The sequence below is a fragment of the Ruegeria sp. BC6 genome (assembly GCF_056539185.1).
This window is the reverse complement of sequence record NZ_JBQFUM010000003.1, coordinates 294,152-319,914: the sequence shown is the minus strand read 5'-3', so window position 1 is coordinate 319,914 and position 25,763 is coordinate 294,152. Positions and strand designations below refer to the sequence as shown.

Annotated in this window: 28 protein-coding genes; 12 read left to right on the top strand and 16 right to left on the bottom strand. The window is 61.5% G+C overall.

Annotation, left to right across the window (positions count from 1 at the left end):
• The first annotated feature begins 36 nt into the window (after positions 1-36).
• Complete coding sequence (locus ACR0MM_RS12160; RefSeq protein WP_170369186.1) at positions 37-633, top strand: glutathione S-transferase family protein; 597 nt, start codon at positions 37-39, stop codon at positions 631-633.
• On the opposite strand, the gene ACR0MM_RS12155 is transcribed toward ACR0MM_RS12160, so the two are convergent.
• Complete coding sequence (locus ACR0MM_RS12155) at positions 630-1,820, bottom strand: TIGR03862 family flavoprotein (protein WP_480696402.1); 1,191 nt, start codon at positions 1,818-1,820, stop codon at positions 630-632. The two genes, ACR0MM_RS12160 and ACR0MM_RS12155, sit on opposite strands and share 4 nt — an antisense overlap.
• A gap of 48 nt (positions 1,821-1,868) precedes the next feature.
• On the opposite strand from ACR0MM_RS12155, the gene ACR0MM_RS12150 reads away from it, so the two are divergent.
• Complete coding sequence (locus ACR0MM_RS12150) at positions 1,869-2,165, top strand: HNH endonuclease (RefSeq protein ID WP_170342229.1); 297 nt, start codon at positions 1,869-1,871, stop codon at positions 2,163-2,165.
• Here ACR0MM_RS12150 and ACR0MM_RS12145 read toward each other — a convergent pair whose 3' ends face one another.
• From ACR0MM_RS12145 to ACR0MM_RS12135, 3 genes are read right to left on the bottom strand one after another with little or no spacing between them, the layout of a single operon-like run.
• Positions 2,166-2,900, bottom strand: a complete 735-nt coding sequence (locus ACR0MM_RS12145; protein ID WP_480696400.1) for a VOC family protein — start codon at positions 2,898-2,900, stop codon at positions 2,166-2,168. It abuts the gene before it with no gap.
• Complete coding sequence (locus ACR0MM_RS12140) at positions 2,897-3,505, bottom strand: enoyl-CoA hydratase/isomerase family protein (protein WP_480696398.1); 609 nt, start codon at positions 3,503-3,505, stop codon at positions 2,897-2,899. The genes ACR0MM_RS12145 and ACR0MM_RS12140 overlap by 4 nt, the downstream gene beginning before the upstream one ends.
• Positions 3,502-4,251, bottom strand: a complete 750-nt coding sequence (locus tag ACR0MM_RS12135) for an SDR family oxidoreductase (protein ID WP_170525740.1) — start codon at positions 4,249-4,251, stop codon at positions 3,502-3,504. The genes ACR0MM_RS12140 and ACR0MM_RS12135 overlap by 4 nt, the downstream gene beginning before the upstream one ends.
• A gap of 133 nt (positions 4,252-4,384) precedes the next feature.
• Between ACR0MM_RS12135 and ACR0MM_RS12130 the strand changes: the two genes are divergently transcribed.
• On the top strand, positions 4,385-5,908 hold the full coding sequence (locus ACR0MM_RS12130) for a DUF2125 domain-containing protein (RefSeq protein ID WP_480696395.1): 1,524 nt from the start codon (positions 4,385-4,387) through the stop codon (positions 5,906-5,908).
• A gap of 63 nt (positions 5,909-5,971) precedes the next feature.
• On the opposite strand, the gene ACR0MM_RS12125 is transcribed toward ACR0MM_RS12130, so the two are convergent.
• Entirely contained in the window at positions 5,972-6,652 is a 681-nt protein-coding gene (locus ACR0MM_RS12125; protein WP_170342222.1) for an FkbM family methyltransferase, read from the bottom strand.
• A gap of 199 nt (positions 6,653-6,851) precedes the next feature.
• Here ACR0MM_RS12125 and ACR0MM_RS12120 point away from each other — a divergent pair, with 199 nt between their 5' ends.
• From ACR0MM_RS12120 to lpxK, 4 genes are read left to right on the top strand one after another with little or no spacing between them, the layout of a single operon-like run.
• Positions 6,852-8,198, top strand: coding sequence for a TldD/PmbA family protein (locus ACR0MM_RS12120; RefSeq protein WP_480696393.1), 1,347 nt, complete (start codon positions 6,852-6,854; stop codon positions 8,196-8,198).
• Entirely contained in the window at positions 8,185-8,985 is an 801-nt protein-coding gene (locus tag ACR0MM_RS12115; protein WP_480696391.1) for a 3'(2'),5'-bisphosphate nucleotidase CysQ, read from the top strand. Before ACR0MM_RS12120 ends, ACR0MM_RS12115 begins: the two co-directional genes overlap by 14 nt.
• A complete protein-coding gene (locus ACR0MM_RS12110; protein ID WP_480696389.1) occupies positions 8,982-10,217 on the top strand; it encodes a 3-deoxy-D-manno-octulosonic acid transferase in 1,236 nt (411 codons plus the stop codon). Before ACR0MM_RS12115 ends, ACR0MM_RS12110 begins: the two co-directional genes overlap by 4 nt.
• On the top strand, positions 10,204-11,202 hold the full coding sequence (lpxK, locus tag ACR0MM_RS12105) for a tetraacyldisaccharide 4'-kinase (protein WP_480696387.1): 999 nt from the start codon (positions 10,204-10,206) through the stop codon (positions 11,200-11,202). Before ACR0MM_RS12110 ends, lpxK begins: the two co-directional genes overlap by 14 nt.
• Here lpxK and ACR0MM_RS12100 read toward each other — a convergent pair.
• The 3 genes from ACR0MM_RS12100 to ACR0MM_RS12090 are packed head-to-tail and all read right to left on the bottom strand — an operon-like array spanning position 11,199 to position 13,496.
• Positions 11,199-12,311, bottom strand: a complete 1,113-nt coding sequence (locus ACR0MM_RS12100; RefSeq protein WP_480696385.1) for a CaiB/BaiF CoA transferase family protein — start codon at positions 12,309-12,311, stop codon at positions 11,199-11,201. The genes lpxK and ACR0MM_RS12100 overlap by 4 nt on opposite strands.
• A complete protein-coding gene (locus tag ACR0MM_RS12095; protein WP_170360782.1) occupies positions 12,311-12,976 on the bottom strand; it encodes a DsbA family protein in 666 nt (221 codons plus the stop codon). The genes ACR0MM_RS12100 and ACR0MM_RS12095 overlap by 1 nt, the downstream gene beginning before the upstream one ends.
• Before the next feature lie 13 nt (positions 12,977-12,989).
• Complete coding sequence (locus ACR0MM_RS12090) at positions 12,990-13,496, bottom strand: DUF721 domain-containing protein (protein WP_170341278.1); 507 nt, start codon at positions 13,494-13,496, stop codon at positions 12,990-12,992.
• A gap of 81 nt (positions 13,497-13,577) precedes the next feature.
• On the opposite strand from ACR0MM_RS12090, the gene mutY reads away from it, so the two are divergent.
• Positions 13,578-14,669, top strand: a complete 1,092-nt coding sequence (gene mutY / locus ACR0MM_RS12085) for an A/G-specific adenine glycosylase (protein WP_480696383.1) — start codon at positions 13,578-13,580, stop codon at positions 14,667-14,669.
• Positions 14,670-14,692: 23 nt separating this feature from the next.
• Positions 14,693-15,829, top strand: coding sequence for an alkane 1-monooxygenase (locus ACR0MM_RS12080; protein ID WP_480696381.1), 1,137 nt, complete (start codon positions 14,693-14,695; stop codon positions 15,827-15,829).
• 6 nt (positions 15,830-15,835) lie between these two features.
• On the opposite strand, the gene ACR0MM_RS12075 is transcribed toward ACR0MM_RS12080, so the two are convergent.
• The 4 genes from ACR0MM_RS12075 to ACR0MM_RS12060 form a co-directional block, all read right to left on the bottom strand.
• Positions 15,836-17,221: an adenylate/guanylate cyclase domain-containing protein gene (locus tag ACR0MM_RS12075; RefSeq protein ID WP_170525731.1), complete on the bottom strand. Its 1,386-nt coding sequence runs from the start codon at positions 17,219-17,221 to the stop codon at positions 15,836-15,838.
• Between the two features lie 145 nt (positions 17,222-17,366).
• On the bottom strand, positions 17,367-18,470 hold the full coding sequence (locus ACR0MM_RS12070) for a site-specific DNA-methyltransferase (protein ID WP_170341272.1): 1,104 nt from the start codon (positions 18,468-18,470) through the stop codon (positions 17,367-17,369).
• Positions 18,471-18,576: 106 nt separating this feature from the next.
• Complete coding sequence (locus ACR0MM_RS12065) at positions 18,577-19,194, bottom strand: ribonuclease HII (RefSeq protein WP_480696379.1); 618 nt, start codon at positions 19,192-19,194, stop codon at positions 18,577-18,579.
• 111 nt (positions 19,195-19,305) lie between these two features.
• Positions 19,306-19,770, bottom strand: a complete 465-nt coding sequence (locus tag ACR0MM_RS12060; protein WP_480696377.1) for a hypothetical protein — start codon at positions 19,768-19,770, stop codon at positions 19,306-19,308.
• A 176-nt stretch (positions 19,771-19,946) separates the two neighbouring features.
• Here ACR0MM_RS12060 and ACR0MM_RS12055 point away from each other — a divergent pair, with 176 nt between their 5' ends.
• The 3 genes from ACR0MM_RS12055 (at position 19,947) to ACR0MM_RS12045 (ending at position 22,582) form a co-directional block, all read left to right on the top strand.
• Positions 19,947-20,234, top strand: coding sequence for a hypothetical protein (locus ACR0MM_RS12055; RefSeq protein ID WP_480696375.1), 288 nt, complete (start codon positions 19,947-19,949; stop codon positions 20,232-20,234).
• On the top strand, positions 20,206-20,907 hold the full coding sequence (locus ACR0MM_RS12050) for a winged helix-turn-helix domain-containing protein (RefSeq protein ID WP_480696373.1): 702 nt from the start codon (positions 20,206-20,208) through the stop codon (positions 20,905-20,907). Before ACR0MM_RS12055 ends, ACR0MM_RS12050 begins: the two co-directional genes overlap by 29 nt.
• Positions 20,908-21,010: 103 nt before the next feature.
• Positions 21,011-22,582: a DUF427 domain-containing protein gene (locus tag ACR0MM_RS12045; protein WP_480696371.1), complete on the top strand. Its 1,572-nt coding sequence runs from the start codon at positions 21,011-21,013 to the stop codon at positions 22,580-22,582.
• A 107-nt stretch (positions 22,583-22,689) separates the two neighbouring features.
• On the opposite strand, the gene ACR0MM_RS12040 is transcribed toward ACR0MM_RS12045, so the two are convergent.
• The 4 genes from ACR0MM_RS12040 to ACR0MM_RS12025 form a co-directional block, all read right to left on the bottom strand.
• Positions 22,690-23,451 (bottom strand): DUF1217 domain-containing protein, encoded by a 762-nt coding sequence (locus ACR0MM_RS12040; protein ID WP_480696369.1) that lies wholly within the window; start codon positions 23,449-23,451, stop codon positions 22,690-22,692.
• Between the two features lie 32 nt (positions 23,452-23,483).
• Positions 23,484-23,885: a flagellar biosynthesis repressor FlbT gene (gene flbT / locus ACR0MM_RS12035; protein WP_170341263.1), complete on the bottom strand. Its 402-nt coding sequence runs from the start codon at positions 23,883-23,885 to the stop codon at positions 23,484-23,486.
• Positions 23,885-24,259, bottom strand: coding sequence for a flagellar biosynthesis regulator FlaF (gene flaF, locus ACR0MM_RS12030; RefSeq protein WP_480696367.1), 375 nt, complete (start codon positions 24,257-24,259; stop codon positions 23,885-23,887). Before flaF ends, flbT begins: the two co-directional genes overlap by 1 nt.
• Positions 24,260-24,337: 78 nt before the next feature.
• Entirely contained in the window at positions 24,338-25,585 is a 1,248-nt protein-coding gene (locus tag ACR0MM_RS12025) for a flagellin N-terminal helical domain-containing protein (RefSeq protein WP_480696365.1), read from the bottom strand.
• Positions 25,586-25,763 lie beyond the last annotated feature (178 nt).

Below are 25,763 nucleotides of genomic sequence, written 5' to 3'. Positions count from 1 at the left end.
CACCCTGTCGCCAGTGCAACCACGCAGGAGCATGACATGTACAAGATCTACGGGCGCATCCAGAGTCGTGCCTCTCGGGTGATCTGGCTATTGGAAGAGTTGGGGCAGGACTATGAGTGGATCGATGCCGGCCCGCACGATCCGCGCGTTCTGGACCTGAACGGAACGGGCAAGATCCCTGTCCTGCAGGATGGTGATGCAGTCATTTCGGACAGCGCGGCGATCATGACCTATCTGGCGGACAAGCACGGGGCCTTCACTTTCCCGGCCGGCACCCCGGAACGGGCCGAGCAAGATTCGTTGTTGCACGCGCTGTTGGAAGAATTCGATGCTCCGCTGTGGCTGGCCGCCCGCCATATGTTCATCCTGCCCAAGGACAAACGCGTTCCACAGGTCGTCGAAACTGCCAAATGGGAGTTTGACCGCAGCTTCCAACGCATGGGGCAACGGTTCAAAGGACCATTTCTTCAGGGCGAGCAGATGACGATCGCGGACATCCTGTGCATTCACTGCATGAGCTGGGCAAAATCGGCTGGCTTCCCGATGAATTCAGACAGCCTGAAAGCCTACGGCAAGCGCGTTCGCGAGCGTCCGGCCTACAAGAAACTGGGTGAAATGGCCAAATCCGCCTAATCCGATTGGGACGGCCCGGCCCATTCTGCGGCCGAGCGCCCCGCCCATCGACCAGTAGCCAGGCATGCGGTCAACAGATAGCCGCCGGTCGGGGCTTCCCAATCCAGCATCTCGCCTGCGCAGAACACGCCGGGCTTGGCTTTCAGCATCAGCCCCGAGTCCAGCCCGCTTCTCGCAACGCCACCCGCAGTCGAAATGGCTTCGTCCATCGGGCGCAAGCCTGCATTGCGAACAGGCAAAGCCTTCAAAGTCTTGACCCAATCATCGCGGCGGAGATTCTGCCCATGTGTCATTTCGTGGAACAAGGCGATCTTTGGCGGCGGCAGTCGCATGCCGTTCTTCAACCAACGGGTCAAAGTGGTTTTCGGGCCAGCTTTTGACAGACGCCCGGACAGATCCTGAATCGTGCGGTCCGGCGCGAGGTCCACATACAGATCAGCACCCTGCCGCAGCGCGGGTGTCAGCGGGTAAAGACCGCCCCCTTCCAGGCCTTTGGCTGAAATGACCGCCTCGCCACGGCTGGCAAGGTCGCCCGCGCGCCACCGAACAGATTTCAGCGCCTGACCGAAATACGCGGCCATATGGGAGCTCCATTCGACGGACAGTGCGGCGTTCGATGGTGCAAAAGGGACCAGCGGAACCCCGGCATCGGCCAGAGCCGGCGCCCAGGCGCCATCCGACCCCAGACGCGCCCAGCTGGAACCGCCAAGCGCCAGAACCGTGACGTCAGCAACCACTTTCTGCCGACCTGCCGGCGTATCAAAGACCAGCGCGGGGCCGTCCCAACCCAGCCAGCGCCAACGGGTACGGATCTCGACCCGCATCTCTTCCAGCCGCGCCAGCCAGGCGCGCAGCAATGGCGAAGCTTTTTTTGATTTGGGAAATACCCGCCCTGTGGACCCCGTGAACAGATCTTGGCCCAAGTCCCGCGCCCAGCTTTGCACGCTCTGCGCATCGAAGGCGGCAATCATTGGGTGCAACCAGTCCGCCGCATCGCCGTAGGCCGAAATCAGGCGGTCAAACGGCTCGTCCTTTGTCAGGTTCAGACCGGACTTCCCCGCCATCAGGAATTTGCGGGCCACCGAGGGTTTGGCCTCGGCAACCAGCACATTGTGCCCGGCCCCGGCAAGTTCTTCGGCGGCCATCAGCCCGGCGGGGCCTGCCCCGATCACCACTGCCTGTGCCATATCTGCCCTCTTGCCTCACTTGCGTTCAGCCGCGACTGTGTTCCGGTGATGACGAACAGCGATCCGATCTGCCCGCTCTGCAACCGCCCGATCCCGAACGGGACCGGCAGCCTGCACCATCTGATCCCAAAACTCAAAGGTGGCAAGGGCGGTCCCACGGTTCTGCTGCACAAGATCTGCCACAAGGAGGTGCACGCCACCCTGACCGAAGCCGAGCTTGCGCGAGACTTCAACACTGTCGAAAGCCTGCGCACGCATCCCCGGCTGAACCGATTTCTGGACTGGGTACGCAAACGTCCGCCTGGATTTCAATCCAAAGTCCCGGGCCGACGCCGCGGCCGTTGATCAGGCTGGCAGGAACGGGTCACCCATCGGGTCTGTTTCCGTTGCAGCCAGGCCCTCGACCTCGATGCCCAGAAAGTCTGGCGCGGGAACGATCCGCGCATCGGGAATATGCTGATATTCCAGGGTGGTATAGGGACGTTTCCACAGCCATTCGCGATTTGCGACCGCCCAGAGATCAGGGTCCGGCGGCACCTCGGTCGTGAAGGCATAGAAATGCAGATCAAACCCGTGCGAGGCCACGTCCTGCATGGAAAGCAGGCGCAGGCCCAAATCCCTGCAAAACGCATCCTCTGCCGAAATGTCGCCGGTTCGCAGAGTGATCTGGCCCACGGCGGCCTGTCCGAACGGGTTCTCATCCCGCTGCTTTTTGGGCCGCTTCCCCTCAAAATCATGCTGAAGAAGCTCGATCGAGAAGCCTTCGGGGTCGGAGAGGTGGCACATGTAACCGATATCTCGAAACTGGGCCGGACGGCTGACGTTGATGCCAGCGCGCCGAAGCCATTCCGCAGCATGGTCGAGATCCGGCAGGGTGATGCCGATCTTCCAGTACCTCTGACCCCGGTCGTGGGCATATCCGCCGCCTCCGGGCAACAGCAGAAGGTCGGCGCTGGGTCCCGGATAGCCCACTCGCCGCGCATCTCCCTCGGCACGAACGACCATGCCGAAGTTTACCCTGTAGAACTCGGCCAGCCGTGCGGGATCAGCCACACGCAGGCGAAGGGCAGCGATCCTCATCCGCACATCCCGGCGATACCGGCCGCCGTCTGCGGATCAGCGGCCAGGCTGTCAGCAACCAGGTCCCGCGCGGTCTGCATCAGATCTTCCGGAGCGACCACCCGGTCCACCAGGCCAAAGGCAAGCGCTTCGTCCGCCGTGACCTTCTGGCCTGCCATCAGGATCAACTTGGTCCGGGCGGGGCCGATCAGCGCCCGCATGCGTTTCACGTCCGATGGCTGCGGCAGGAACCCCAACCGCATGACCGGGTAGAAGACCTTGGCCGTGGGCACCGCGATGCGCAGGTCACAGGCCAAGGCCATACCGTTGGCCCCGCCCGCCATGGTGCCGTTCAACGCAGCGACGGTCAGGCAGGGCAGCGCCGCGATGGCTCCGGACAGACGCTCCCACAGGTCCGAGGTCGCAAGGCCTGCCCACGCCTCGTCCAGATCGGCGCCGGCACTGAACACCTTGCCCGCTCCGGTCAGGATCAGGGCGCGCGCCTCTTGGGCCGCTTCCGCGATCTGCAGCAGGTCCGACAACATGGCCCCGGTCAGGGCATTGGCCTTGCCGGGGTTGTTGATCGTGACCGTCCACAGACCGTCCTGCTGGGTCAGGTCGATCACGTCAGGCCGATCCTCTGGCGAATGTCATCACGGCGCAGCGAAATCTCGGTTCCCAGAAACTCGTCCGCATCTTCCGAGCACATCCACAGCAGCGCCCGCGCCGGCCAGTCGGCCGGGATGTGATCGTCCCAGTCCAACTGGCTGACCGGGTTGATGCCGCTGGCCTTGATGACCCGCTGCATGTCGGTCGCCACCGTGCCCGGGGACAGACCCATGGCACGTATGCCGTGATGCGCCTCTTCCAGGTGAAGACATTCGGTCAGCATTTTCGCCCCGGCCTTGGACGCGCAGTAGTGGCTCCAGGCCTCGACCGGGTTGGAGGCGGCTCCGGAGGAAACGGTCAGGACCGTCCCGCCGCCCGCCGCCCGCATCAGCGGCAGAACCGCGCGCATCCCGTGGAACACACCTTTGAGGTTGATATCGATGGCCTTGCTCCAGGCTGCTGGATCGGCATTTGACAGGTGAAAGATTGGATCGATCACACCCGCATTGCCGATCAGCACGTCCACGCGGCCAAAGCGGTCGGCGCAATCCGCAACCGCTTGTTCCACCTGCGAAAAATCGCTGACGTCGCAGGACAGCGCGATGGCGTTCTCACCCAGTGCCGCGGCCAATGCATCGATCTGATCATGGCTGCGCGCTACCAGCGCGACATTGGCGCCGGCTGCGGCAAATACGCGCCCTGCTTCGGCGCCGATGCCGCGGCTGGCTCCGGTGATCAGTACTGTTTTGCCCTTCATATGCATCCTGTAATCCTTTTGGATTGAAATCGGGTAAAGTGGTACCGCGCAAACGGGGAAATCGTCCAGCCCTTGCCCCTTGACGGCAGCCGCGACAACCACGACCATGCGCGCAATTTTTACCGAGAAGGGTTCCCTAATGTCCGTTTTCTTCCGCCGCAGCTGCGGTGCCGCGCTGGCCTATGCCGTTGCAACCCAAGGCGCTTTTGCCGATCTGTCCGCCAACGATGTCTGGTCGGATTGGCAGGCCTACATGGGCAGCATGGGGTACACCATCACCGGCGAGCAGAACACCTCTGGCGACGTCACCACCATCACGAACATGACCATGAAGATGGACCTTCCCGAGGGAGAAGGCTCGTTCGACATGGTCGTTCCGGAAATGACCCTGACGGAAAACGGCGACGGAACGGTCAGCATCGAGTTCCCCGAAAGCTTCCCCATGACGGTATCCGGCCAGGCCGAGGAGGAAGAATTCTCGGTGGATATCCTGTACTCGCAGACCGGGTTGAAAATGCTGGTTTCGGGGTCGCCCGACGACATGACCTATGACTACTCTGCCAGCAAGCTGGCGCTGGCGCTCGACAACATCATGGTCGATGGCGAAGCGATGCCCGACGACGCGCTGGATCTGGGTTTTGAGATGATCAACCTGGCCGGTGCATCCCGGATGCAGATTGGAGAGGGCCGCAAGGTCGACCAGAATTTCACCGCGGCAAACCTGACCTATGACCTGAATTTCCAAGACCCGGAAACGGGCGAAGATGCACGCATCAACGGCAAGCTCGACCAGTTGGAGTTTGAAGGCAGGAACGTAATCCCCGAAGGCTTCAGCCTGGCGGACGTGGAAGGCGCATATGAGGCTGGTTTTGCCTTTGACGGGATCTTCACCTACGGCGCCGGCCAAACCAGCATCGCAGGCACCAGCGAGGGCGAGGCTTTCTCGATGGCCAGCAGTTCGGACGGTGGCCGCTTCGGTGCCAGCATCGACGCCGAGCGTCTGGCGTATGACGTCGAACAGAACAATGCAAAGCTGGAAGTAACCACGGCAGACCTGCCGTTTCCCATCGAGATTGCAATGGCGAAGGCCGGTCTGAAACTCGAGGCACCCATCCAGGCATCCGAAGAGGTCGAGCCGTTCGGCTTTGCGATGAACCTGACAGACTTCACCATGTCCGACATTCTGTGGAGCATGTTCGACCCCGCAGGCGCCTTGCCGCGCGATCCTGCCACGATCGCGCTGGATGCGACGGGCACCGCAAAGGTTCTCCTGAACTTCCTGGACCCGGAAGTTGCCGAAGCATTGGAAGGCTCGGACGAAGTTCCGGCCGAACTGCATTCGCTCAAAATCAATGAACTGCTGGTCTCGATGGTCGGTGCCAAGCTGACGGGCACCGGTGATTTCACCTTCGACAACTCGAACACCGAAGAGTTCGGAGGCGTTCCGGCGCCGGCGGGTGAGGCAAACCTCCAGTTGGTGGGTGCCAACGCCCTGATCGACAAGCTGATCGGAATGGGGTTCATGTCCGAGAATGACGCCATGGGCGCGCGCATGATGATGGGTATGATGGCTGTTCCCGGCGACCAGCCCGACACGCTGAACTCCAAGATCGAGTTCACCAAGGACGGCCAGATTTTGGCCAATGGTCAACGGATCAAGTAAGAAATTTTTCCTCAGTGAGGACGCCAAAAAAAGGCGGCCTCACACGTATGCTACAGTTGCACGTTATTGTTTTCGAACGCGGCGGAACAGAACTGACCCGCCGCAACTAACTCTTTGATCGTATGCGAACCCCAATGCGGACAAGGAATCGAAACAAGACTGAATGCCGCGCAACCCGATCTTCCGAGTGTGCACTTCTAGGTAGATTTTTTGGATACCTACCAAATCTATGTCATCGAATAGAGTTCTTTCGCCCCCTTCAATATCGACAATCAAAACATTTGCTCTGGTCTCCCTTAGCACATCGGACAAAGGAATCTTGTCCACTTCTATTGACTTTTTGTACTCAGGCTCAGGATCAAGTGACGACGACCAGAATGGTTCCCGCAAGTAGAACCTTGATTTTCCCGCAACTTCACTGGCCCCTACTGCCACCGTGTTTAGTACGTTCAATCCGGTTGCGTCATTAGCTCTGTGAACACGACCGATGAACTCGCAGAGCGAAGGATTCGCTTCTATACAGGTTAACTTTGACACTCCAAGCTGCGTATACAGAAAGGTCGAAATAAAACCTATACCCGCACCAAGCTCAACAACGCGGTCGTCAGCCTGGATGAACTTCGGCAACCCCCCAACCTCGTCCCTCTCGTATCTTCCAGCGAGTATCGAGCGTTTAACTTGGGGGGTTATGATTTGAGGGTCGTCGGGAATCTGGACACCGCGTAGCGTGAGGTGTTTCTGCATCTTTCTCCTGTCTGTGACTGGCACTCCGATATTTCGTTTATGGCAGTGCTTGTTCCTTCGCATGAGCAGGTTGTGCGAACAACAACCAGCTCTTCCACGAAAAGGATGCTTCAACAAGTTGAAGAGAATTGCAAACGATCACAGGGCTTGCGAGGCGGGTTGACCAAGGCTAGGTCCAATACAATCAATTGGAGGCACCATGACCCGATCACTCGAAGCAATCAGCCACGAAATGCTGGACCTGGCCCGCAAGGCCGGAGCCGAAGCGGCCGACACGATCGTGATCGACGGATCCTCGGTCTCGGTCGAGGTGCGCGGCGGCGCTTTGGAGCACGCCGAACGCGCCGAAAGCACCGACGTGGGGTTGCGTGTTTTCATCGGCAAGCAGCAGGCCATCGTGTCCGGCTCGGACAGTCGTCCCGAAACGCTTGCCGCCATGGCCGAACGGGCCGTGGCCATGGCACGCGAAGCGCCCGAGGATCCGTTCGCTGGCCTGGCAGATCCGGAACAACTGGCCGGCGATTTTTCTGTCGACTCCTTGGAGCTTTTTGACCCCACGCCCGAACCTTCAGCAGACGCTCTGATGCAGGACGCGCTGACCGCCGAGGCTGCGGCCTTGGCGGTGAAAGGCGTTACCCAGGTGTCTGATGCGGCGGCATCCTATGGCACCCACCGGGTTCATCTGTCCGCGACAAATGGATTTTCCGGTGGCTATGCGCGCAGCAGCCGCTCGGTTTCATGCGTGGCGATCTCGGGCGAAGGCACCGGGATGGAACGCGACTATGACGGAGACAGCCGCAGCTTTCAGTCCGACCTGCGCAGCCCCGACGAGATCGGCCGGATCGCGGGAGAGCGTGCCGTGCAGCGAGTGGGTGCCCGAAAGCCGGAAACAGGGCGTTTCCCGGTATTGTTCGACGAGCGGATCTCGTCCTCATTGATCGGGCATCTTCTGGCGGCCAGCAACGGCGCGGCGGTGGCCCGCGGTGCCTCCTGGCTCAAGGACAGCCTGGGCCAGCAGGTGCTGCCTGCACATCTGTCGCTGATCGAAGACCCCCATCGCCCGAGGATTGCGGGATCGCGCCCGTTTGATGCCGAAGGATTGCCGACCGCGCGCCGGATGATCGTCGAAAACGGCGTGCTGACCGGATGGACCCTGGATCTTTCAAGCGCTCGCAAACTGGGCATGAATTCCACCGGGAACGCCGCCCGTGGCGTGTCCGGTCCTCCATCTCCCAGCAACTGGAACCTGAGCCTGACTCAGGGCGAGGTCAGCCGCGACGACCTGCTTCGCGACATGGGAACGGGATTGCTGGTGACTTCGATGATCGGTTCCACCATCAACCCCAATACCGGCGATTACTCACGCGGTGCGTCGGGTTTCTGGGTCGAAAACGGCGAGATCTCGCACCCGGTCAACGAATGCACGATTGCCGGAAACCTGCGGGACATGCTGATGCGGATCATCCCAGCTAATGACGCACGCACTTATCTGTCCCGGGTTGTGCCTTCGCTTCTGATCGAAGGGATGACACTTGCCGGAAACTGACCTGTCCCTGCTGATCGACGCCGCACGCGAGGCCGGCCGGATTGCCGTCGCCTATGCAGGCCGCGAGATGCAGAGCTGGGACAAACCCAAGGACGCCGGGCCGGTGACCGAGGCTGATCTGGCCGTAAACGCAATGCTGGAACAACGCCTGCCCAGCGCGCGGCCCGGATATGGCTGGCTGAGCGAGGAGACTGAGGACAATCAGGACCGATTGACCCGTGACCGAGTGTTCATCATTGACCCGATCGACGGTACCCGTAGCTTTGCCGAAGGGTCGCGGACCTGGGCGCATTCCTTGGCGGTCGCGGATCGCGGACAGGTGATCGCCGGCGTAATCTACCTGCCGATGCGCGACATGCTGTTTGCTGCCGCGCGGGGACAGGGGGCAACCCTGAACGGTCAGCCGATCCGGGTGACCGCGGCGGCCACAGAAGCCGAAGCCGAGGTTCTGGCCGCAAAACCGAACCTGAAACCGGATCATTGGCAGGGCGGGGTCGCGCCGATCTTCCGTCGGGCCTATCGCCCGTCGCTGGCCTACCGTATGGCGCTGGTCGCACAGGGCAGGTTCGACGGGATGCTGACCTTGCGCCCAAGCTGGGAATGGGACATCGCGGCCGGGGACCTGATCCTGCGCGAAGCAGGCGGCACCTGTACTGACCGTACCGGGCGCCCGTTGCGATTCAACAACCCCAACCCACGGCTGAACGGTGTTGTTGGCGCCAGCTCCGAATTGCACGAGATTCTGATAGGGCGACTGGATCAGACAATGCAGGGGCATCGGGCATGAGCAAACCGCGATCCCTCAGCCTGGCGGCCTATCGCGCGTTGTCCTGGGGTGTTCCCAAGCCCACCGGACACAACACGCCGCCTCGCCCCGCGGGTGAGTTGCTTTGGATTCATGTTGCCAACGCTCAGCGCGTGCGCGCGGTGAACGACTTTTGCAAGCGGCTGCAGCAGTCCCGGCCAGGGTTGTCGATTCTGTTGACCGTCCCGCCTGACCCTGACCTGACACGCTGGGCAGGCTGCGACATGGAATTGGTTCCGCTGCCTGACGAAAAAACCGGCGCGGCGCGTGGATTTCTGGAGCACTGGCAGCCCGACATGGGGCTGTGGGTCGGCGGCGGCCTGATGCCCAACGTGATCACCCGCGCGGCCGAACGCGGTATACCCATGGTCCTGCTTGAGGGCGAGAACGACGTTCGTGTTGCCTTTGTCGGGAAATGGCTGCCGGACATCAACCGCTATACCTTTGACTGCTTCAGTGCGATCCACGTCACGTCCGAGGACGCAGCCCGGCAAATCCGACGTCTGGGCGTCCCGGCTTCGAAGGTGGCACTGTTTCCACCGCTCAGTATCAGCCCCACCCTTCGCCCCTGGCCCGAGGATGAACTGATCGAGACGAACCATGCGTTGGCAGGGCGGCCGGTCTGGCTGGCGGCGTGGGTTGACGCCAAGGAATTCATCTCGGTTCTCAGCGCACATCGGCAGGCCATGCGGATGCTGCCGAGGCTGGCCCTGATCCTGCATGTCGCGGACATGTCCGAGGCGGCGCCCCTGCGCAAAAGGCTGGAAACGATGGACCTGCGCTGTGCCAACTGGGAAGATGGGGACATGATCGAAGACATGACCCAGGTCATCCTTGCGTCGGACCCCGAGGCCCTTGGCCTTTGGTATCGCGTCTCTCCGGTGACGTTCATGGGCAGCACGCTCGAGTCGGGAATAGGCGGGCATGACCCGATCGCGGCCGCAGCCCTGGGCTCGGCCCTGATCCATGGACCGGACGTGAGCGGCCACAAGGCCCTGTATGACGCGCTAGATGGTGTAGGAGCCGTTCGAGAGATTCGCACCGCCACCGAACTGGGCGACGCTGTCGTTGAACTGCTGGCCCCGGACCTGGCCGCGAACATGGCCCTTGCCGGCTGGCAACTGGTGACCGAGAGCGCGCCCCAGGTGGATACTCTGATCGACATGGTACAGGAACATCTGGACCAGCACGGAGCGGAACATGAGGGCGCCTGAATTCTGGGACAACGCGCCGGATCACCCCGGCCTGCGCGCAAGACTGCTGGCGCCGCTGGGCCGCGTCTATGCGCGGGCTACGGCCCGGCGGGTGGCGTCGGGGCCCGGGGTTGATCCGGGTGTACCCGTGATCTGCGTCGGCAACCTGAATGCTGGCGGCACCGGAAAAACGCCGACGGCGATCTGGGTTCTTGAACAGCTGCGCGACGCGTATCACACGCCGCATGTGGTCACCCGCGGCCATGGCGGATCGCTTGAAGGCCCGGTTCGGGTCGACCCGGTCCGACACACGGCGGCGCAGGTTGGTGACGAGCCATTGTTGCTGGCGGCCTTCGCCGAGGTCTGGGTCGCCAAGGACCGTGCCGCCGGCGCCCGCGCCGCAGCCGAGGACGGCGCCACCGCGATCGTGCTGGACGACGGATTCCAGAACCCTTCGGTGGCCAAGACATTCTCGGTCGTCGTGGTGGACGCGGTCCGTGGCTTTGGCAACGGCTTGTGCCTGCCGGCCGGACCGCTGCGCGAGCCGGTCGACGTGGGGCTGCAACGGGCCGATCTAGTACTGTCGCTGGGCGACTTGGCCGCGCAGGAACAGTTCGCGCAGCAATGGGGCGACAAGCTGGGCGTTCCGCACGCAACCGGTCAGGTCATGGCACTGCAAACCGGGATGGACTGGAGCGAAACTCCGGTTCTGGCCTTTGCCGGTATCGGCCACCCCGAGAAGTTCTTTCAAACCTTGCGCCAACAGGGCGCGCGGCTGCTGCGGGCCGAGGCGCTGGACGATCACCAGCCGTTGACGCCGGCCCTGATGACCCGGCTGGAAAACGAGGCGCGGCTGCTGGGCGCGCAGATGGTCACCACCGAAAAAGACGCCGTTCGCCTGCCGCCCGCCTTCCGCAGCAAGGTCATCACCCTGCCGGTGCGCCTGCAGGTGTATCAAGCCGACGACGTGCGTCAGCGGTTGCTGACGGCCGCGCCGCCGCCCTAGTCGTCTTCGCCCAGTTTCGGGGCGGGGCGCGAAAGGTTCAGATCGGCATCCGAAAAGACGAATGGCGCGCGAATCCCCGGCACCCCGTCCAGGTCGATCTGCATGCCGCGTGCGATTACCTGCGGATCGGCCATGACCTCGTCCAGCGTATTGATCGGCCCGGCGGGGATGCCCTGCGCCTCGCAGGCGGCCAGCAGGTCGGCTTTGGCCCAGGTCGCCGTGGCCCCGTTCAGCCGTGCAATCAGGGTGCGGCGATTGGCCAGCCGGTCCTTGTTGTGCAGGTATTCGGGCGCCTCGGCCATGTCGGGCAGGTTCAACACCCGGCACAGGCGCTGATATTGCCGGTCATTGCCGGTGGCGATGATGATGTAACCGTCGGCACAGTCGAACACCTGGTAGGGCGCCAGGTTCACATGCGCGTTGCCCATGCGCTGCGGCACTTGACCCGTGGTCAGATAGTTCAGCGCCTGGTTTGCCGTGACCGCCACGGCCACATCCAGAAGGGCCATGTCCACATGCTGCCCACGCCCGGTGCGCTGGCGCTGATGCAAGGCGGCCAGAACCCCGGCCACCGCATAGATGCCGGTGAACACGTCGGTGATCGCCACGCCTGCCTTCTGCGGCTGGCCGTCGGGCTCTCCGGTCACGGACATCAGCCCCGACATGCCCTGGATGATGAAATCATACCCGGCCCGGTGCGCATATGGCCCGGTCTGCCCGAACCCGGTGATCGAGCAATAGACGAGGCGCGGGTTCAACTGGCTGAGGCTGTCATAGTCCAGCCCGTATTTCTTCAGCCCGCCGACCTTGAAATTCTCGATCACCACATCGGCGTCAGCGACCAGCGCGCGCACCTTCTGCTGCCCTTCGGGGGTCGAGAAATCGGCGATCACAGACGCCTTGCCGCGATTGGTCGAATGGTAATAGGCCGCCGAGACATCCTGATCGCGGGTCACGAAGGGCGGACCCCAGGCGCGGGTGTCGTCGCCGGCCGGGGATTCCACCTTGATGACCTCGGCGCCCAGATCGGCAAAGGTCTGGCCGGCCCAGGGGCCAGCCAGAATGCGCGCCAATTCGACAACCTTGAGACCGGCCAGAGGCCCGGTCATCAGTTGCCCAGTTCCTTTTCGATCAGCGCCTTGAACTCGTCATAGGACTGGTTGTCGACCTTTTTGCCGTTGACGACAAAGGACGGGGTGGCCTGGATACCGTCTTTCTCGGCGTTTTTCTGATACCAGGCGACCAGGGTCTGCGCCTTGGTGCCGTCCTGCAGGCAGGCTTCCAGCTGATCGTTGCTCAGCCCGGCCAGACGGCCGATCTTGCGCAGTTCTTCCACGATCTCGGCCGGGCCGCCGGCGCGTGTCCATTCGGACTGGCCCTGATAGATCAGGTCGGTGATGCCAAAGAACTTTTCGGGGCCACCACAGCGCGCCACCATCGACGCCCAGATGCCGTAGCGGTCGAAATAGACCTCGCGGTAGATGAACTTGACCTTGCCGGTGTCGATGTATTCCTTCTTGAGCTGCTTGTACGGCCCCTGATGGAAGTTCGCGCAGTGCGGGCAGGTATAGGACGCGTATTCGATGATTTCGACCGGTGCATCCTCGGCCCCCTGCACCATCTCGACGATGGTCGAGGTGTCCAGATCGGCGTTTTGCGCTTCGGCGCTGCCGACCAGTTGTGGCACAGGCACGGTGCTTGGCGATTGGGTCAGCCAATAGCCGCCTGCGGCCAGCGCCACGGCCGCGCAGATTACGGTTGCAATACGGCTCATACTCAGCCCTTTCTCAGCGTTTTTGTTTGGATAGAACGTTCCGGCCCAGTCGTTCAAGGGCCGCGCGCAAGTCTTGGTCGTGAACCTCGCGCGTCACTTTGTCTGCCTCGGCAACGACTTCCGGTGCGATGGTGGGTTTCGCCTGTTTCGGCCGATGCTCGAAACTGGCCTGCCCCTCGGCAAATCCTGTGGGAGCAGTCTGGGTGATGCGGATGCGGCTGATGGCACTGTAGCCATAGACGGCATTCACTTTGTCGCGCAGACGGTCCTTCTGCATCTCGAGCATCGGGGCCTGCGGTCCGGTGGTCAGCACGGTCAATGTGGCGCCGAACCCACCCTTTCCATAGCCCACCTTGACCGGTCGGGCGATGGCGGCGATGTCGGGGCCCACGATATCGGCCCAATGGGTCAACAGGCGCGACACGGCAAAGCCGCGACTTTCACCGGCTTTGCGGATCCGATCGCTCAGCAAGGACGCGGTGCGTTTGAACCCGCGGGTGGTGGACCGTCTTGGTTGCATCTGGTTTCCAACTCCTGCGCCGCTATTGTAATGGGCGTGCATCCGGGCGCCAGCGAAACCCGACAGAGAAATGGATAAAACTTGCGTGACACCGCCACCTTCGACCTGAGCCGCAGCCTGCTTGCCTGGTACGACCGCCATGCCCGCGACCTGCCGTGGCGGGTCAGCCCCGCCGACAGGGCGGCAGGCGTGCAGCCCGACCCCTATCGCGTGTGGCTGTCCGAGGTGATGCTGCAGCAGACCACGGTGGCCGCCGTGCGGGATTATTTCCTGCGCTTCACCGCGCGTTGGCCGGATGTCCGGGCGCTGGCCGCCGCACCCGATGACCAGGTGCTGGCGGAATGGGCCGGGCTGGGCTATTACGCCCGCGCCCGCAACCTGCTGAAATGCGCCCGCGCGGTGGTGGACCAGCACGACGGGCGCTTTCCCGACAGCCATGATGCGCTGCTGAAGCTGCCAGGCATCGGCCCCTACACCGCCGCCGCCATCGCGGCCATCGCCTTTGACCGGCCGGAAACCGTGCTGGACGGAAATGTCGAGCGGGTCATGGCCCGGCTGTATGACATCCACGACCCGTTGCCGAAATCGAAACCTCTGCTGAAGGCGAAAGCCGCCGCGCTGACCCCGGAGGACCGCCCCGGCGACTATGCTCAGGCGGTGATGGATCTGGGGGCCACGATCTGTACGCCGAAATCTCCGGCCTGTGGCATCTGCCCCCTGCGAGACCCGTGCCAGGCCCGCGCTGCCGGAACCCAGGCAGAGTTGCCGCGCAAGACGCCCAAGGCACCGAAGCCCACCCGGCTTGGCCACGTCTACATCGCGCAGCGCGCCGATGGCGCAATCCTGTTGGAGCGCCGCCCGGAAACGGGGCTGTTGGGCGGGATGCTGGGCTTTCCGGGCTCGGACTGGTCCGAGGACGCGGCCGAGGCGCCGCCCTTTCCGGCCGATTGGACCCTGCTGCCCGCCGAGGTGCGCCATACCTTTACCCATTTCCACCTGATCCTGCGCGTCTGGACCACCGCCGTACCCGCAGAGGTGAGCCCCGAGGGGTTGCTGGTGATGCCCAAACATGCCTTTCGCCCCGGCGACCTTCCGACCGTGATGCGCAAGGCGCATGATCTGTGGCGCGGCAGTTCTGCATCTGGGAAAATGGATCGGGCAGGATTATCCTGACGGCAGAGTTTCGGAGCCTGACCATGATCTCGACTGATACCCTGTCGCGCTGGCAATCAGCCCTTCCTTTCTGGGTTTCGTTCATATTGATCCCGATCCTGTGGTTCACTGCTTTCGCCGGTGGCTGGTGGGTGCTGCTGGTGCCGCTGTCCACCTGGTGGTTGTTTGCGGCGCTGGACGGCCTGACCGGGCTGAACCTTGAAAACGCCGACCCCGAAACGCCCGAGGACGCGCTGCGCTGGTACGTCCTGCTGACCAAGGCCTGGGTTCCGGTCCAGTTTTTCACGCTCTATGGCCTGATCTGGTACGCCACCCGCGCCGAACATCTGTCATCACTGGAAAAGATCGGGCTGTTCTTCGGGATGGGCGTGATCTCGGGCACGATCGGCATCAACTACAGCCACGAACTGATGCACCAGAAGGGCCGGCTGGAGCGGTGGCTGGGCGACATCCTGCTGGCGATGGTTCTGTATTCGCATTTCCGGTCCGAACACTTGCTGGTGCACCACCGCTATGTCGGCACGCCCCGCGACCCGGTGACCGCGCGCTACAACGAAGGGTTCCACCGCTTCTACCCGCGCGTCCTGCGCCAGTGCCTGGTGTCCGCGTTTCATGCCGAAAAGGCCAAGCTGGCGCGCAAGGGGCTGAACTGGACGGACCGGTCGAACCCGTTCTGGCGGTATTGGGCGCTGCAGGGATTGATGCTGGTGCTGGCGCTGCTGCTCGGCGGATGGGCGGGGCTGGGGCTGTTCCTTGTTCAGGCCGGCACCGCGATCTGGCAGCTGGAGCTGGTCAACTATGTCGAACATTACGGGCTGACGCGCAAATACCTGGGCGACGGAAAATACGAACATGTCCGGCCGCGCCATTCGTGGAACGCAGCGCACAAGGCCTCGAACTGGCTGCTGATCAACCTGCAACGCCACTCGGACCATCATTACAAACCCAACCGGCGGTTTCCGCTGCTGCAATACCATCCTGCCGAGGCGGCCCCGCAACTGCCCTATGGCTATCCCGTGATGACGATCGCGGCGATGGTCCCGCCGCTGTGGCGGCGTGTGATGAACCCGCGGGTGCGGGCCTGGCGGCGACAGTACTACCCCGAGATCACGGACTGGAAGCCGTACAACAAGGCAATGCTTCCGATGCCGCGGTCCTGAGAGCGGTCAACGCAGCGCCCAGATATCGACCGGCCGCTCGACGCCGCCAACCGCCTGTGCATCGTGGCGCTGGAACCCGTCCATCAGATCGGCAGCCGTTGACGCTTCGCTTAGGGCCTTTTCGCGCAGCGCGTCGCTGATGACGATCCGCGCACCCATTTTTCGCGTCATTGCTTCAAGCTTGGCAGCCAGATTGACCGCGTCTCCGATCACCGCGAATTCCAGCCGGTTGGCCCCGATGTCGCCCAGAACGACCGGACCGTAGTGAACACCGATGCCAACCTGAATCTCCTGCTCGCCTGCCCGTCGGCGTTCCAGATTCCAACGGTCGATGATGTCAGCCATTGACCGCGCGCAGGACAGGGCATTGACCGCGTCCAGCGGGGTTGGAACCGGCGTGCCGAACGTGGCCATCAGCCCGTCGCCCAAATACTTGTCCAAGGTGCCGTGGTGATGGAACACCTCGGCCTCCATTCGCGCATGGAAGCCCCGCAGCACCTCGATCACCTCATACGGGTCGCGGCCGGCAGCGAATTTCGTGAAGCCCACGATGTCGATGAACAGAACCGCGATGTTTTCCTTGCGCACCTGCTTGAGCGGCTCGTCGTTCTGGCTCAGTTCCTCGACCACGTTGGGCGAGAAGTATCGCGACAGGTTGGCGCGTTCCCGCTCCAGCCCGGCATTCGACATCAACAGGCGATTGAGCCGCCGCATCGACACGCCCAGCGTAACCGCGACCATCATGAATACGATCACCTCTTGGACGCGCATCGGAACCATGAAGCTGTTGGGGTCCAACAATTCAGCCACGGCCGGATAGCCCTGCAACGCGGCCGCAACCTTTTCGCTGAGCCCGGGGATGGGCGTGGCCACCCACCAGGCGACGACCCAGCCCGCCGTCCACATCAGGGCCGTCCAGCTGCCCATGGCGATCACCGTGCGCCAGGAATAGGCCAGCGTACCTGCGGCCAGGATGATGAAGAAGTACTGGAAATTGTCGAACCGGTACTGCATCGCCAGCGGGCGTACATCGTCGCTGAACGGGTTGGGAACGACCATGCCCAGCGTCATGATCAGCAGATCGGCGAATATCAGCAGAAGCTCGATCCGGGATTGGCCCACACGGCCAGCGCGCCGGATCAGCCAGCCGTTGCCGCAGAGCAGCAGCAGGATGAAATGATACCACATCACATCCCAGTTCGGATTCAGAAACACCAGCAGGACACCGGTCAACGCCATGGCGATCCAGCGGGCGCGGACGGCCAGTTCCAGCCCCTCGCGCTTGTGCCGTTCCAGCGCGGCTTCGGTGTATTTGTTGTCCAAATTGAGTTTGTCCGGCGTGGTCACGAAAAACCGCTGAAACCGGGATTGGCTGGCCGTGGTATCAGACATTTCTGATGCTCCCTCGCTATGTAGCGGGATATGGGGTCGAACCATCCAAACATCACGGGGCCAAAAACAAAAGACCCCGCCGGGTTCGGCGGGGCAAGGCTTGGTACCATGTGTCAGGCCACAGGCACCGGCGGTATTGGTGTGATCAGTTGTGCAGTTCGGCCCGTATCTGCTGGCGCAGCACGTCGATCGGAACGGTTTTTCCGTCGCGCTTGAAGCACCAGTATGTCCAGCCATTGCAGGACGGCGCGTTTTCCAGATGCGCGCCCACCTGATGGATCGAGCCCTTGATGTTGTCGCCCACCAGCGTGCCGTCGGCCCGCACCTTGGCCTTGTGCCGCTGGTTCATCGAATACAGCTCTTCGCCCGGGCGCAGCATGCCGCGTTCGACCAGCTGGCCGAAAGGCACGCGCGGCTCGGCGCGTTTGCTGGCGCTGACCTCGAGCGCGTCACGGTCGAACTTGCGCACCTTGGCGATGCGCTTTTCGGCCACCTTGCGATAGCTGTCCTCTCGCTCGATCCCGATGAACTCGCGGCCCAGCATCTTGGCCACCGCGCCGGTGGTTCCGGTGCCAAAGAACGGATCAAGCACCACGTCGCCCGGATTGGTCGAACCAACCAGAACCCTGTGCAGCAGCGACTCGGGCTTCTGCGTCGGGTGCGCCTTGTCACCATTTTCATCTTTCAGGCGCTCGTGGCCCGTGCAGATCGGCAGCACCCAGTCGCTGCGCATCTGCACGCCTTCATTCAAGGCCTTCAGCGCCTCATAGTTGAAGGTGTATTTCGCGCCTTCCCGCTTGCTGGCCCAGATCATCGTCTCATGCGCGTTGGTGAACCGCTTGCCGCGGAAATTCGGCATCGGGTTCGATTTGCGCCAGATCACGTCGTTGAGAATCCAATAGCCCGCATCCTGCAGGGCCGAACCCACGCGGAAGATGTTGTGGTACGAGCCGATCACCCAGATCGCCCCGTTGGGCTTGAGCAGGCGATGCGCGGCCTTCAGCCACTCGCGGGTAAACTGGTCATAGGCGGCAAAGCTCGAGAACTGGTCCCAATGATCATCGACCGCGTCCACCTGGCTGTTGTCCGGGCGGTGCAACTGTCCTTTCAGCTGCAAATTATAAGGCGGATCCGCAAAAATCAGGTCGACCGACGCCTCGGGCAGACTGTTCATCACCTCGATGCAGTCGCCAGATAGAATCGTGTTTAAAGGGAGCGCGGATGCGCCCTTTGTCTTGGTAGTTGTCATGTCTCTGCCTCAAGTTCCACGGCGCTTTTGCGCTCATTTGGTTGAGACTAGGATGAGTCAAACCGGATTCGGCGTCAAATTCTTTTTTGAATCAGGGGGTTACGATTTACTCTTGATACAAGATATTGTGGACCGGCTTGAACGAACGTCTATGGTGTGGGGTTACCCCAAGATTTTGCAGCGCCTCGCGGTGTTGTTTGGACGGATAGCCCGCATTGGTTTCCCAGCCGTAGCCCGGATGCTGTTGCGCCAAATCCACCATCAGTTGATCGCGCCAATTCTTTGCAATGATCGACGCCGCCGCAATCGAGACTGACTTCGCATCCCCTTTGACCACAGCCTGCGCCGGCAAGGTCAGCCCTTTGGGGATCAGATTGCCGTCGATCAACAGGTAGTCCGGCGCAGGATGCAGGGCGGCGACGGCGCGCTCCATCGCCAGATGAGAGGCATACAAGATATTGAGGTCATCAATTTCCTCCACCGACGCCTCGGCAATGGCAAACTCGGCCCGGGCGCGCAGATCTTCGTCAAGGGTGAGCCGCCTTCGCGCCGTCAGCTTCTTGGAGTCATTCAAACCGTCGGGAATGTCGTGCGGATTCAGAATGACCGCGGCCGCCACGACCGGACCGGCCAACGGGCCGCGGCCAACCTCATCTACACCTGCTATTCGGGGATAGCCCTGCGCAATCAGCGCCTGTTCCATTTCAAACGTCGGAGTCGTCATCCCCTCGGCAAATCGTTTTTTGGCCCGAACCGCAACAAAAAAGAAGGAGGCGACCCAGGCCGCCCCCTTCCCGCACAGCGCTTCTGCGGCGCTGCTCCTGCTCGAAACCGATTACTGGTAAACCACGCGGTATCCTTTCTGGCGCAGGCAGGCGGGTTCGTAGGCCCGCTTCACCTTCTTGCCGTCCCAGAACCCCACTTTGCACTGTTGTGGCAGGCTATTGGCATGTTTGTAGTGTTTCTCGAGGCAATTCGGCCCCAGCAAAGGACGTTTCTTCGAAAAGCCGTTGTAGGTCTTCAGGCAACGCTGCGGCAGGTCATAACGGGCGACACGCCGGGGCAGCGGGCGGATATGATCGGGCCGAACGTTTTGCGGCTGGTGGACATAGTTGTTCTGCCGGGTGACACGCTCTTTGCGCTTTTCCTTGTTATAGTGATTGACGGCCGCGCCGATGATGGCAATGGCAGCCAACCCGCCCAGAATATCATGGGCATCAGCCGCCTTGGCCTGGGATGCGGAAACGCCGGTAATGGCGACTGCGGTGGCGACGACGAGGGCGATGAACTTCCGGTGCATGACAAGTGTCCTTTCAAAGCTGGACGCGGCGCCACTGGCTGACCGCGAAACTGATGCAACAGCTTTCGGCCACCCGCCGACAGACAAGCAATAACGGCCCGGTGTTATCCGATATCATCGCCGCAAACCCTTTGAGATATTGAATATCGCGCCAAGCCATGCGCAGGATGCAGCCTATGAAACAGATCCTCTCTTTCCTGGTCATTGCGACCTTGATATCGCTGAGCACCATCGTTTCGGCGGCCGAATGCTATGCCGATTACAAGGCCAAACAGGACAACCCGCTGCGCCTGCACTATGGCGTGATGCAGGTGTCCGCCTGCAAAAAGGGGCAAGCCAAGCTAGAGGTGGCCAAAAGGCTGAAATCCTCGGGGTGGACGTTGCTCAACGTGATAAGCGTTTTTGGACCGGAAGGGTTGGATCAAAGGAAGGCCAATGCCGGAAAATTCTATCTCCGTTTCTGAGGCGCGGCGGTCTGGCACCCGGCTGGTCGGAGCAGGCATCGCCGCAATCATTGTGATCCTGATCACGGCCGCCGCCTTCTTGTTCTGGACCCTGCCCGATGCCAATGCGTTCAACGCCCGGGTCGAGCGGCTGTTCGTCGAAAGCGATCTGACCACCCAGGCTGAAATCCGATTGCTGGAGATCCTCGCGCAATCCGGAACCGCATTTGCCGACACGCTGGCCAGCTACCGGATGGTGATCTTCGTGCTGCTGATCTTTGCCACGGCCATGCTGTTGGCCGCCTTGGTCTTTCTGGTGATGCTGGTGACGTTGAACCGTAGAATGGCCCAGATCGAGCGCACGGGAATCCAGGTCACGTCGCTGCTGATCAGTCGCGAAGAGAACACCGTCTACCTGAACAACATGGATTTCAAGCTCACGCCCGCAGCGATGGAAACGCTGGCCGTCCTGGCCGAGTCCCGCCTTGACGACGAAGTGCTGTCGGGGGTTCAGATCGAAGCCATGATCTCTGGCCGAGACATATCGGACTGTGACGAAGCTGCCGGGGCCACGCGCATCAAACGGTTGCGCGACGCGCTGGGCAATCAGATGGTCAGCGAGTTGTTGGTCAAAAACATCGCCAAAAAGGGCTATATGCTGGCGATCGAAAAAGACGTGATCCAGATGGTCTGACCACCTCGGCCGTGGATCGCGATCGGTAAATTCTGTGTCGCGCCCCTTGGAAATCGGGCTGCAAAAGCCCATCCTCTAGGGACCCGGGCAAGGGAGACGGCCGATGAATGTCCACGCCACACGGAATACGAACGGCTACGGAATTTCGATCGAAACGCTTGACGGCAGGGTTGCCATCTACCGCGATGACATCCTTCTGGCTGAAAGCACGAATGCCAAGGTCATGTATGAAACCCGCCTGCCGCCTGCGATTTATGTTCCGCGCGAAGACGTGCGCGTTGATCTGAGCGGCGAGACCGAGTTGCAGACCTTCTGCCCGTTCAAGGGCACGGCAACCTATCACGATGTCCTGATCGGCGACGAACGGTTGGCAAACTCGGTTTGGGCCTACGAGGATTCCCTGCCTGAAAGCAAAGCCATCCAGAGTCACATCGGCTTCATGCCGGCGGCCTACACTCATATCGATCTGGGCGACAATCAATTGCGCCAACCGCGAGACGGCAACATCAGCGGCCCGTTGATCGATTGGTTGATGCGTGGCGCGGGGTCGATCTCAACACCGGAAGATTTCACCAAGACCCTGGCCGAAAAAATGCTGGAACACGGCATCGCCATTCAACGCCTCAGCATCCTTGTCTGGTCGCTGCATCCCCTGATCGCAGGCAAGCACTACATTTGGGAAAAGGGTGCCGAGGAGATTTCGACCAATATTCCAACCTACGAGATTCACGACCACCCCGCGTTCATCAACAGCCCCTTGCGGCATGTCTCGAACGGGTTGGGCGGTGTTCGGCAACGGCTGAACGTCGACAACCCCCACAACAGCTTCCCCATCATGGAGGACCTGCGCGCCAAGGGGGGCACCGATTACGTGGCAATGCCTCTGCCGTTTTCCGACGGGCGTATCAATGTCCTGACGTTGACCTGCGACCACCCCAACGGCTTTACCACGGAAAACCTGGGGCTTGTCTTTGAGTGCTCGGCCGTCATCGCCCGCTACTATGAGGTGTTCATGCAGCGCGAGAATGCCCAGGCCCTTCTCGAGACCTATGTGGGCAAACGAACCGGTGCCCGCGTTTTGGGCGGCGACATTCGTCGCGGCGACGGAGACGACATCGACGCGGCCATCATGTTCTGTGACCTGCGCAACTCAACCAGCCTGGAAGAGGATCTGGGCCGCACGGAATACATCAACCTGTTGAACGAATTCTTCGAAACGGTGTCCGGCATCGTCCACGACAACGACGGTGAGGTTCTGAAATTTATCGGCGACGCCGTTCTTGCGGTTTTCCCGGCAGGTGAGGACCCCGGCAAGGCACGGTCAGACGCTCAGCGCAGTGCCGTTGAAATCGTCGAGAAATTGGCCGAGCTGCGTCGCTCCGACAAGAACCGGCAATGCGATTGCTCGATCGGCGTATCGTTCGGGCGTGTCACGTATGGAAATGTCGGTTCGCGCGAGCGGCTTGATTTCACGGTGATCGGACATGCAGCCAATGTCGCGGCGCGGTTGGGCGAGTTCGGCAAGCTCAATGGCCATAGGATCGTCGTGTCCGAAGATATCGAGCCGGCCTGTTCCCGGGCCGTTCCATTGGGGCCGGTCGACCTGCACAACGTTTCGCATCCGGTGATGTCTTTTGCCTTGCAGACATCCACTGACACGGTTCTGGATGCCTGAGCATCCGGCACCCTTGCCCCCCGATCCCAAATAGCCACTCACAGCTTCGCACGGCACTGGTGCGCTTTCTGATCCTCGCGCGAGGTACTGACCTTAGCCCGAACGGTTCAACTTGCGGCTCCCAGCAAAATCAACGCAGTTTGGGCGGGAGAAATCGAACTCTGCATCTGCGCGATCTGAGCTCGGGCGAGATAAGTATCCGTCAGCTCGGCAATTGCATCGGCATCGACGAACTGCGAAAGGTTCGGCGAACCAGTCACTCTGCTCAACTTGTCCCGAAATACGTCCAGCTGCTTGTCGATATCCAGCTGCCCAAAGCTTGACGGCAGGCCCAGCGCTGTTTCCATCATGCTGCGCAACGGCGGCAGGCTCATCAGGTCGTACCACTTCTTGGTCTCGCTTCCGGACTGCCCGGCAAGGTCTTTCAAAGCGTGCTGGGCAAAAAGTGCGATCCGCATCGAGTCGTCGGCTTCTCCGACCGAGCTTTCGAACCGGGCGACGGCACTCTTCTGAGCGATCTTGTCCATGTCAGTGATCAGTGCGGTTTTCCGAACTTCGCCCGGACCCAAGCCGAATGCTTCGGAAAACTCCCTGTATCTGCTGTCAGCAAGCCGGTTCGCAAGGGCGTCATCCGAACTCGTACCGTCTGACAAGACCTTTTGAATGAAGTACCGATTGTCCAGGTCACCTTCCAATCCGAACGCGCCCAACGCGACCTGCAGCAGGCGTCGGTCAGAGACCAGATCTTCTGCCGATCGGACGTTTCGGATGTTTTCCACAAAATACTGCGTGTCCCGGTCATTGACCGCCGAGGTGGAAAAGGCCTGCAACTGGGCGTCATAGGTGCGCTGCAAAAAACGCCACCCCACGATACCCCCAGTTGGAACGACCGGCAGGAATGTCATTGCCGATAGGCCATCAGACGCTCTTCGCGCGGCAGCAACGATCGAAGCGCCTTCAGGCATTTGTAGTACTGCTCGGTCACCAGGGCTTCGGTCGCCTGTGCAAGGACCCGGCGACTGTCGACATCCGTGAAGACCTGGCTCAGTTCCTCGATCCGTCGCAGCAGCTGTTGTTTTGCGTCTCCGGCTTCCAGATCTCCGGACAGGACCAGCTGGGCCGCGTAACACACGCGCCGGACCGGGGTTGTCACTTCGTCGGGATGTATCGCGTCGCGCAACCGAAGGACATTTGCCTCGGGCGTCATGATTGAAAAGCGGGTCCGCCGATCGCCGTTCTCGATCACTACGCCATTGATCAGAACCCGCTCTTTCGGAGCCAGCTTCAGAACCAGCCCTCCCATTACGCGGTCCCCCGCTGACGCAGCCCGCGCAAAACCGCCAGATTGATTTCAAGCAGCGGCTCGACCCCGGCCTTGCTGGCCAGAACCTGGCCCGTGTGCTGCTCGGTGAACTCGGCCAGATAGAAGATCCGCGCGCGCAGCTCATCCGGCAGTGCATTGTCCGAGTCCACGACGCCGTTGGCCAGGACGGACCACAAGCGGCGGTTTTCATGCAGCGCCTGAACAAAGCCCGCGAAATCCGAGGCTTTGCGCGCAGCCGCTGCCTTGAGCCGATGCGTGATCTTTGAAATCGCCTCATACTCGGTATCACGCGGGGTTCGCGTCGGAGCGGCGGACTGAGCATATGCCCGTTGGGCAAGCGTTTGCGGGGTCACTTGAAATCCTTTCAAAAGGCCGTCGTGTTTGCAGTCACGGTCGGGGCGCGTTGGTCACGCCCCGACCAAGTTTCCGCCTTAGCGGAACAGCGACAGGATCGACTGCGGAGCCTGGTTGGCGATCGACAGCGATTGTGTCGCCAATTGCTGCTGGACCTGCAGGGCCTGCAGACGGGCCGAGGTCTCTTCCATATCGGCGTCCACCAGCGAACCGATGCCGGATTTGAAAGAGTCAGTCAGGTTCGAGATGAACTCCTTCTGGGTCTCGATCCGCCCTTGCGCCGAACCGAACGCGGCCGACGCGTCAATCGCCGTGTCGATCAAGGTTTCGATCGTGCCCAGTGCTGCGGCAGCGCCGGCACTGGTCGAAACGTCAATCGACGACAGCGCGCCAAGACCGCCAGAACCGGCATTGGTGAACTGGGCCGAAACGGTTACGTCGCGATCTGCGTCAGCACCAGCGGTTGCGGTCCCGGTCACGAAGGACAGGGTGCCCGGCGCGCTGGAGTCATAGTCGATCGCTACACCGGTGATCCCAAGCGCGTCGATCTGGTTCTTCAGCCCCACTGCCACGATGGCATCTGTGTAGGCAGAGTCATAGGTTCCCGAAGGGTCCAGATCGCTGGCCTGCACGGTGTATGATGCAACTTTGTCCCCGATGGTGATCGACACTTTGTCGCCGACGGCGAAGTTGTCGGTCGAACTGTCGATCACGATGTCACCGGACCCGCCGGACTTGTCCATTGTGAACCCGGCAGCATCATTGTCAGTGGTCGCGTTGTCCGAGCCGGCCAGAACGCCCTTGCTGGCATATCCACCGGTCGACAGGTCCTGGCTGGCCACCGAAATCGACGACGAGGTCACGTTGCCTGCGCTGTCGCGATCCAGCGACGACAGGATCGATGCGGTGCCCGCTGACCCGTCCACAAGATTGAGGCCGTTGAACTGTGCGGCACCGACAACCGATGCGATCTGGTCCCGCAGGGCAGTTACGTCATCATTGATCTTGCCGCGGTCGACGTTGTCCTCCTGTGCGGCGACGATCTTGTTCCTCATCTGGGTCAGCAGGTCGGTCACGGTTTCCGAAGCGTTCCGGGCCACGGCGACAGTCGATTCACCCAGTGCCAGACTATCCTTGATCGCATTGAAACCGTTGACGTCGGATTCCATCACCTTGGAAATCGCCCATACGGCCGAGTTGTCCTTGGCCGTTGCGACATCCTTACCTGTCGAAATCGCGTTCTGGGTTGCTGCAAGGTTCTTGTTGACCGATTTCAGGGTCTGCAGCGCAACCATCGCGCCGTTGTTTGTCAGAATGCTGGACATGTTTTTCATCCTTTTCCATTCGGGCCTTCTTCGCCCAGTGACGCCCGACCATCATTGGCGGACGTGTTGTCGTTCTGACCTGTGCGAGCTACCGATCAGTGCTCGCGCCACCTTCTTTCGAGGTGCCGGACCACTTTTGAGCCTGATCTCCTAACGGAGTGCTAAGGCGGTCCGACCG